8 protein-coding genes are annotated in these 6517 nt (G+C 66.0%); 4 read left to right on the forward strand and 4 right to left on the reverse strand.

Annotated features, from left to right (window positions below; genetic code table 11):
• Window positions 1-20: 20 nt before the first annotated feature.
• Genes ACREB4_RS18070 through lptF form a run of 4 tightly spaced genes read right to left on the reverse strand, consistent with a single transcriptional unit; the run spans window position 21 to window position 3661 of the window.
• Window positions 21-989, reverse strand: a complete 969-nt coding sequence (locus ACREB4_RS18070; RefSeq protein WP_431589633.1) for a CysB family HTH-type transcriptional regulator — start codon at window positions 987-989, stop codon at window positions 21-23.
• Window positions 990-1012: 23 nt separating this feature from the next.
• Window positions 1013-1399, reverse strand: coding sequence for a sirohydrochlorin chelatase (locus tag ACREB4_RS18075; RefSeq protein WP_431589634.1), 387 nt, complete (start codon window positions 1397-1399; stop codon window positions 1013-1015).
• A gap of 19 nt (window positions 1400-1418) precedes the next feature.
• Window positions 1419-2579, reverse strand: a complete 1161-nt coding sequence (gene lptG / locus ACREB4_RS18080) for an LPS export ABC transporter permease LptG (protein ID WP_431589635.1) — start codon at window positions 2577-2579, stop codon at window positions 1419-1421.
• Window positions 2576-3661, reverse strand: coding sequence for an LPS export ABC transporter permease LptF (gene lptF / locus ACREB4_RS18085; RefSeq protein WP_431589636.1), 1086 nt, complete (start codon window positions 3659-3661; stop codon window positions 2576-2578). Before lptF ends, lptG begins: the two co-directional genes overlap by 4 nt.
• Before the next feature lie 42 nt (window positions 3662-3703).
• On the opposite strand from lptF, the gene ACREB4_RS18090 reads away from it, so the two are divergent.
• From ACREB4_RS18090 to ACREB4_RS18105, 4 genes are all read left to right on the forward strand, one after another.
• Window positions 3704-5233, forward strand: coding sequence for a leucyl aminopeptidase (locus tag ACREB4_RS18090; protein WP_431589637.1), 1530 nt, complete (start codon window positions 3704-3706; stop codon window positions 5231-5233).
• Between the two features lie 14 nt (window positions 5234-5247).
• The gene (locus tag ACREB4_RS18095; RefSeq protein ID WP_431589638.1) at window positions 5248-5691 is read left to right on the forward strand and encodes a DNA polymerase III subunit chi; all 444 of its coding nucleotides are present in this window, start codon (window positions 5248-5250) and stop codon (window positions 5689-5691) included.
• Entirely contained in the window at window positions 5688-6176 is a 489-nt protein-coding gene (locus ACREB4_RS18100; RefSeq protein ID WP_431589639.1) for a hypothetical protein, read from the forward strand. Before ACREB4_RS18095 ends, ACREB4_RS18100 begins: the two co-directional genes overlap by 4 nt.
• An 86-nt stretch (window positions 6177-6262) precedes the next feature.
• The coding region (locus ACREB4_RS18105; RefSeq protein ID WP_431589640.1) for an ABC transporter substrate-binding protein at window positions 6263-6517 on the forward strand (255 nt) is incomplete at its 3' end.

The raw sequence follows: 6517 nt of genomic DNA on the forward strand, positions 1-6517 counted from the left end.
CGTCGTCCTTCGGCCACGGCTCACAGCCCGTCGTCGCTGCCCATGGTGCTGCCCGAACCGGGCTGCATGGCCTGCAGGATCAACTGGCGGGTGAGGCGGTCCGAGATCAGCTCGGCGAAAGCCAGCACGAACTGGCGCAGGTAGGCGCCACGCTTGAAAGCCAGTCGCGCCATGTTGGGCCCGAACAGGTGTCCCACCGGACGCCACACCAAGTCGCCTTGCGGGGTCATGGACGGATCGTCTTTCACGGCCATTTCCGCCACCAGCCCAATGCCCAGACCCAGTCGCGTGTAGGTCTTGATGACGTCGGCGTCGATCGCTTCCAGCACCACATTGGGCGACAGCCCGCGCTGGGCGAAAGCCTGGTCGATGCGTTTGCGGCCGGTGAACGACGGGTGGTACGAGATCAGGGGCTCCTCGGCCAGTTGCTCCAGCGTCAGGCGCGGGGCCTGGGCCAGCGGGTGGGCGGCGGGCATCACGACCACGTGCTGCCACTCATAGCAAGGCAAGGTCACCAGTTCCGGGAAATCGCTGAGCGACTCGGTGGCCAGGCCGATGTCGGCGGTTTCGTCCAGCACCATCTGAGCCACCTGCTCGGGCGTGCCCTGGTGCAGGCTGATCGCCACCTTGGGGTATTTTTTGCGCAGCGCGGCCACCGGCTCGGGCAGCACATAGCGGGCCTGTGTGTGGGTGGTGGCGATGGACAGGGTGCCGGCATCCTGCAGCGCGTATTCATCGCCGATGCGCCGGAGGTTGCCCACTTCGCGCAGGATCAGGTCGATGGACTTGAGCACCTGCTGGCCGGGCTCGGTGACGCGCTTGAGGCGTTTGCCATGGCGCACGAAGATGTCGACGCCCAGCTCTTCTTCCAGTTCCAGGATGGCCTTGGAGATGCCCGGCTGCGACGTGTGCAAGGCCTTGGCGGTCTCGGTCAGGTTGAGGTTGCGGCGTGCCGCTTCGTGAACAAACCGGAACTGGTGCAGGTTCATGAATGGATGCTCGGGTTCGCTTTTCAGTCGGGCCGGGACAGGGACCAGGCGCTGTCGGCCAGGGCCTGGATCAGCAGTTCGGTTTCGCCCACGGCCCGGCTGAGTCGCCATTGCACGCCGGGATACCGTGCGGCCAGTTCGTCCATCAGCGCCGGCAGGTCCTTGCGCACATGGCCACCGGCGCCGAGGAACAGCGGCACGACCGTGATGTGCAGGCAGCCCGAGGCCGCGAGTTCGGCGCCGGCATCGCGCAGGGTGGGGACCATGAATTCCAGGAAGGCCAGGCGCACCTCGGTGTCGCCTTGCGGGGCGAGGCGTTGGCGCAAGCGTTCCGTGGCCGCCTCGAAGGGCTGGGCCCAGGCCGGGTCGCGGGCGCCATGGGCGAACAGGAGGATGCCGTGCGAGCTCATGAGGTACTGCCCAGGTTCATCAGCGGTTGCGGACCAGCCAGACGAAGACGCTCATCGACAAGCCCAGGTAGGCCAGGCTGGGCAACGCCGCCGCGATCCACGGCGTCCATTGGTGGAGCAGTCCGAGGTGGCTGGAGATGTGGTTGACGAGCACAAAGCTGATGCCCAGCATGACGCCCCCGAAGATCTTCAGGCTCATGCCCCCACTGCGTGCATGGAGGTAGGCGAAGGGCAGCGCCAGGGCCAGCATCACCATGCAAACCAGTGGGGCGCAGGCACGTTTCCAGAACTGGATTTCGTATCGCTGCGCGGCTTGCGCGTTGTTGGCCAGGTGCTGCGTGTACTGCCAGAGGGACAGCGTGGACATGGTGCTGGGCGGCAGCACGGACGCGGCCACGACCATGGGCGTGAGGCTGCTTTGCCAGTCCATCGTGGGCAGGCGGCGTTCTTCGATGCCCGCGATGTCGAGGTCGGTGGCCGAACCCGGCATGGCGAACTGGCCCGGCCAGCGGGTGTCGGTCACGGCTTGCAGGTGCCACACCGAGCCGGCGCGGCCAGAGCCCATGGGTTGAACCTGGGCTTGCTGGGCCGACACGCGGCGCACCAATCGGCCCTGGGCATCGAATTCGAAAATCCGCACCCGCCGGAAATGGGCCTGGCCTTCGGCCGCACCCACATTGACGGTGACGGTGTGCACCTGACCATCGGGTTGGGGCGCGCGTTCGCGCAGCCACGCGCCACCTTGGCCCAGCTGGATGCCTTGTCCCTGGCTGAACTGGGCACGGTGCAAGGAGGCCTGGCGTTCCGCCAAGGGCATGAGCCAGTCGCCCACCCCGATCATCAGCAGGGCGCCCGCCAGGCCCAGGCCGCCCAGCAGCCCGAGGGCCCGTGCTGGCCCCAGGCCGCCGGTGCGCAGGATGGTGAACTCGGAGGTCTGCGCCAGCCGGGCCAGCGCCAGCGTGGTGCCGATCAGCAGGGCGATGGGGAAGACGTCGTACAGGTGACTGGGCAGTTCCAGCACACAGTCCCAGATGGCGTCCGTCAAGGTGTAGCCATGGCGGCCCACGTCGCGCAGGGCGTCGACGAAGTCAGTGAAAAAACTCAAGGCCAGGAAAGCCAGGGCCACGAAGACCACGGCCGCGATGATCTGGCTGTACAGAAGGCGCCGCACCGTTCTCATGATGCGCTCCCCTTGAGCAAGGGCAAGCGACCGCCATCGCGCCACCAGATGCGGGCCGCTGCCAGCCCGGTCAGCAGGCCATGCACCGCCAGGAGGCTGACCCAGGCGTTCAACTGGCGATTGGCCACCCAGGTCTGGCTCATCGACAGCAGGTTGAAATAGATCACGAACACCAGCAAGGCGAACACCAGGCTCCAGTTGCTGGACCTGCGGGCATTGCCGGAAGCCAGGCCCAGGCCCACCAGCATCATGTTCAGGGCGGCCCAGACCATGCCGAGGCGCCAGACCAGTTCGCCCCGCATGTCGGGCTCGGTTGAAGACAGCAGGTTCAGCGTGGACGCGCTGCGTGCGATGGGGCTGTTGTCCAGGCTTTGTTCCACCTCGCCCACCAGGATGCTGGCGGAGTTGAAGCGCGACAGCACTTTCTCGCCGGTGCTCAGGTCGGTCTGGGTGCGCTCGCCGCGCGTGAGGTTGAGGTAGCGCTGCCCCTTGATGGTTTCAAGCTGGCCTTCCTGGGCGGTGATGACGGCTTCCTGGCCGTTCTGCGTCAGCACCATGAACACGTTCTTGCCGACTTTCTCGCCATCGCTGTGGCTGTCGATGAAGAAAACGCGGCTGCCATTGGACGAACTCTGAAACTGCCCGGGCTGCACGCGGGCGATGTCGGAGCGCTTTTCATAGCGTTCTTTCAGCACCTGGATCTGCGAATGGGCCCAGGGGCGCGCCACCAGCACCAGCAAAGCCACGCTGAGCAACACGGGCCAGCCCATTTGCGCCAGGGGCCGCAGGAAGGTCAATTGACGGGCGCCGCTGACCTGCCAGACGACCATCTCGCTTTCGCGCCAGAAACGGCTGAGCACGGCCACGATGGACACGAACAGGGCCAGGCTGACCAGCATGGGGGCCTGGCTGATGAGGGTGTAGCCCAGCATCAGGCTCACGTCGCTGGCCGCGAAGGCACCTTTGGTGGCCTGGCTCAGCATGCGGATCAGCACCATGGTCAAGACCACGGTCAGCAGCACCACCAGTGTCCCGACAAAGCTTCGCCAGAGTTCTCGGCGCACAGAGGAATCGAATAACATTGCTCAGCTCAAATCAATCCGTCCATTATGGACGCGCACCGCATGGACTACCGCTACACCGTGGCTCAAGGGCCCGCCTTGTCCCAAATCAATGCCGACGCCCTTTTGGTGATCCTGACCGGCGACCACGCTACCACGGGTGATCCAGCGCTGGATGCCGTGGCCGAGCAAGCCCTCAAAGGCAACGATTGGGCGCTCAAGGGTGGCAAGGTGCTGTATGCGCACCGGCCGGTGGGCGTGAAGGCACCTCGGCTGGTGCTGGTGGCCGCGGCCGATGCCTCGCCCAAGGCCTTCAAGGCGGCGGTGGGCAAGGGCGTGGCCGAAATCAAGGACCGGGGCGTGGCCCACCTGGCGGTGGCCGCGGGCGCCGGCTGGCCATTGGATGCCACGCATGCGCAGGGCCTGGTGCTGGCCGTGGCCGATGCCACTTATGTTTACCGCCACACCAAGCCCAGCGCGCCCAAGCCCACTGGGCTGAACAAGGTGACCCTGCTGGGCCGCGCCGAACAGCTGGCGGCGGTGAAGGCCGGGCTGGCGCAGGGCCAGGCCGTGGCCGAAGGCGTGACGCTGGCGCGCGAGTGCGGCAACCGCCCCGGCAACTACTGCACCCCCACCTTCCTGGCCTCCGAGGCCAAGCGCCTGGGCAAAGAGTTCAAGCACCTCAAGGTGCAGGTGCTCGACCGCCCAGCCCTCGAAAAACTGGGCATGGGCTCTTTCCTGTCCGTGGCCAACGGGTCGGACGAACCGCCCAAGTTCATCATCCTGCACTACGAAGGCGCGGCCAAGTCGCAAGCGCCCGTGGTGCTGGTGGGCAAGGGCATCACCTTTGACTCGGGCGGCATCTCGATCAAACCCGGCGCGGGCATGGACGAGATGAAGTTCGACATGGGCGGCGCCGCGAGCGTCCTGGGCACCTTCCGGGCCGTGGCCGAACTCAAGCCCAAGGTCAACCTGATCGGCTTGATCCCCACTTGCGAGAACATGCCCAGTGGCACGGCCACGCGTCCGGGCGATGTGGTGACCAGCATGTCCGGCCAGACCATCGAAGTGCTCAACACCGACGCCGAAGGCCGCCTGATCCTGTGCGATGCCTTGACCTACGCCGAGCGCTTCAAGCCCGCGGCCGTGGTCGACATCGCGACCTTGACGGGCGCTTGCGTCGTGGCCCTGGGCCACATCCACAGTGGCCTGTTCAGCGCCGACGAAGAGCTGGCGCAATCGCTGTTGTCGGCTGGGCAGCAAGCCCAGGACACCGCCTGGCGCCTGCCGCTGGACGAGGAATACGGCGATTCGCTCAAGAGCAATTTCGCCGACCTGGGCAATGTGGGTGGGCGTGAGGGTGGTGCCATCACCGCCGCCGTGTTCCTGAGCAAATTCACCAAAGCCTACCGCTGGGCGCACCTCGACATCGCTGGCTCGGCCTGGAAGTCGGGCGGCGCCAAGGGCGGCACGGGCCGGCCCGTCGGCCTGCTGACCCAGTTCGTGCTGTCGCAGGCGGGCGAGGGCGCGCTCAAGCCTGTCGCGCCTGTGGTCGCCAAGAAGGCCCCGGCCAAAAAAGCCAAGGCCACCTGATCCTGAAGCGATTGATGAACAACGCCGTTGAGTTCCACCATGGCATGCCCGACAAGCTGGCCTACGCTTGCCGGCTCTTGCGCAAGGCCTACCGCAGCGGTGCAGGGGTGCTGGTCACGGGCGATGTCAGCACGCTGAAAGCCCTTGATCGCCAGCTCTGGGTGTTCGACGAGCAGGAGTTCCTGCCCCATGTGCTTGCCCTGCCGGGGCAGGACATGCCCGAGCGCCTGCATGCAACGCCGGTGTGGCTGGCGCCGCATGGCGCCGACGCCAAGGTTCCCGGCCAGCGCAGCATCCTGGTCAACCTGGGGCCCGAGATGCCGGATCAACCCGAGCGTTTCGAGCGCCTTTTCGAGATCGTGTCGCGCGAGCCGCATGACCGCCAACTGGGCCGCCAGCGCTGGAAGCAATACGAAGCCCTGGGCCTGCAGATTCAGCCGCACGAGGTGACGGCATGAGCTTGCCCACGCGGCCTCATCCCGCCAATGTGCCCACGCTCACCGAGGTGATCGAACTCACGCCCGATGGCGGTGCGGTGATCCACCAAGCGGCGCCCCTGGTGGTGGCGTCGCCATTGCTGGCCCCTGACGTTGGGTTCACCCCGGTGGGGAGCACCCCAGATCCCATGGCAGAGGTGCCAGGCGTGTTGCCCTCGGCGATGGTGCCGCTGGCGTCCATCCCCCATGTCAACGCCCTGACGACGTTCGAACCCATCGAACCCGAGGTGTCCGAAGCGCAGTTGTCCCAGCGCATCCTGACCGACGTGCAGCGCCAGATCGACTCGATGCTCGAATTTCGTCTGCGCGAATCCATGCAGCCTCTGCTGGCCCAGTTCACCGAAACCCTGATGCAGGATTTGCGAGATGAGTTGTCGCGAACCATGCGCGACGTGGTGACGCGTGCCGTGGCCCAGGAAGTGGCCAAGCTGCGCAACAACCGCTGATCGATTTCTTTGTAATGACCTTCAACGACGAGGTGGATATGACCCAACGCTTTGCTTTGTTCCCGGTGGCCACTGCCGCCGCCGCGATGTTGTCCTCGCTGTGCATGGTCAGTGGTGCACAGGCCCAGACCGTGGTCCGCATTGGCCATGTGGCGCCTGTGTCTGGCGCGCAGGCCCACTATGGCCGCGACAACGAAAACGGTGCCCGCATGGCCGTCGATGAACTCAATGCCCAGGGCGTCGAGATCGGCGGCAAGAAGGTGAGGTTCGAACTGGTGGCCGAAGACGACGCTGCCGACCCCAAGCAAGGCACGGCCGCTGCGCAGAAGCTGTGCGATGCC

Origin of the sequence: Aquabacterium sp. (assembly GCF_050725395.1) — a bacterium.
Classification (GTDB): Bacteria; Pseudomonadota; Gammaproteobacteria; order Burkholderiales; family Burkholderiaceae_C; genus Aquabacterium.

Coding starts and splice junctions, on each gene's coding strand:
- ACREB4_RS18070 (WP_431589633.1), bottom strand. CDS start 989: ATGAACCTGCACCAGTTCCGGTTTGTTCACGAAGCGGCACGCCGCAAC.
- ACREB4_RS18075 (WP_431589634.1), bottom strand. CDS start 1,399: ATGAGCTCGCACGGCATCCTCCTGTTCGCCCATGGCGCCCGCGACCCG.
- lptG (WP_431589635.1), bottom strand. CDS start 2,579: ATGAGAACGGTGCGGCGCCTTCTGTACAGCCAGATCATCGCGGCCGTG.
- lptF (WP_431589636.1), bottom strand. CDS start 3,661: ATGTTATTCGATTCCTCTGTGCGCCGAGAACTCTGGCGAAGCTTTGTC.
- ACREB4_RS18090 (WP_431589637.1), top strand. CDS start 3,704: ATGGACTACCGCTACACCGTGGCTCAAGGGCCCGCCTTGTCCCAAATC.
- ACREB4_RS18095 (WP_431589638.1), top strand. CDS start 5,248: ATGAACAACGCCGTTGAGTTCCACCATGGCATGCCCGACAAGCTGGCC.
- ACREB4_RS18100 (WP_431589639.1), top strand. CDS start 5,688: ATGAGCTTGCCCACGCGGCCTCATCCCGCCAATGTGCCCACGCTCACC.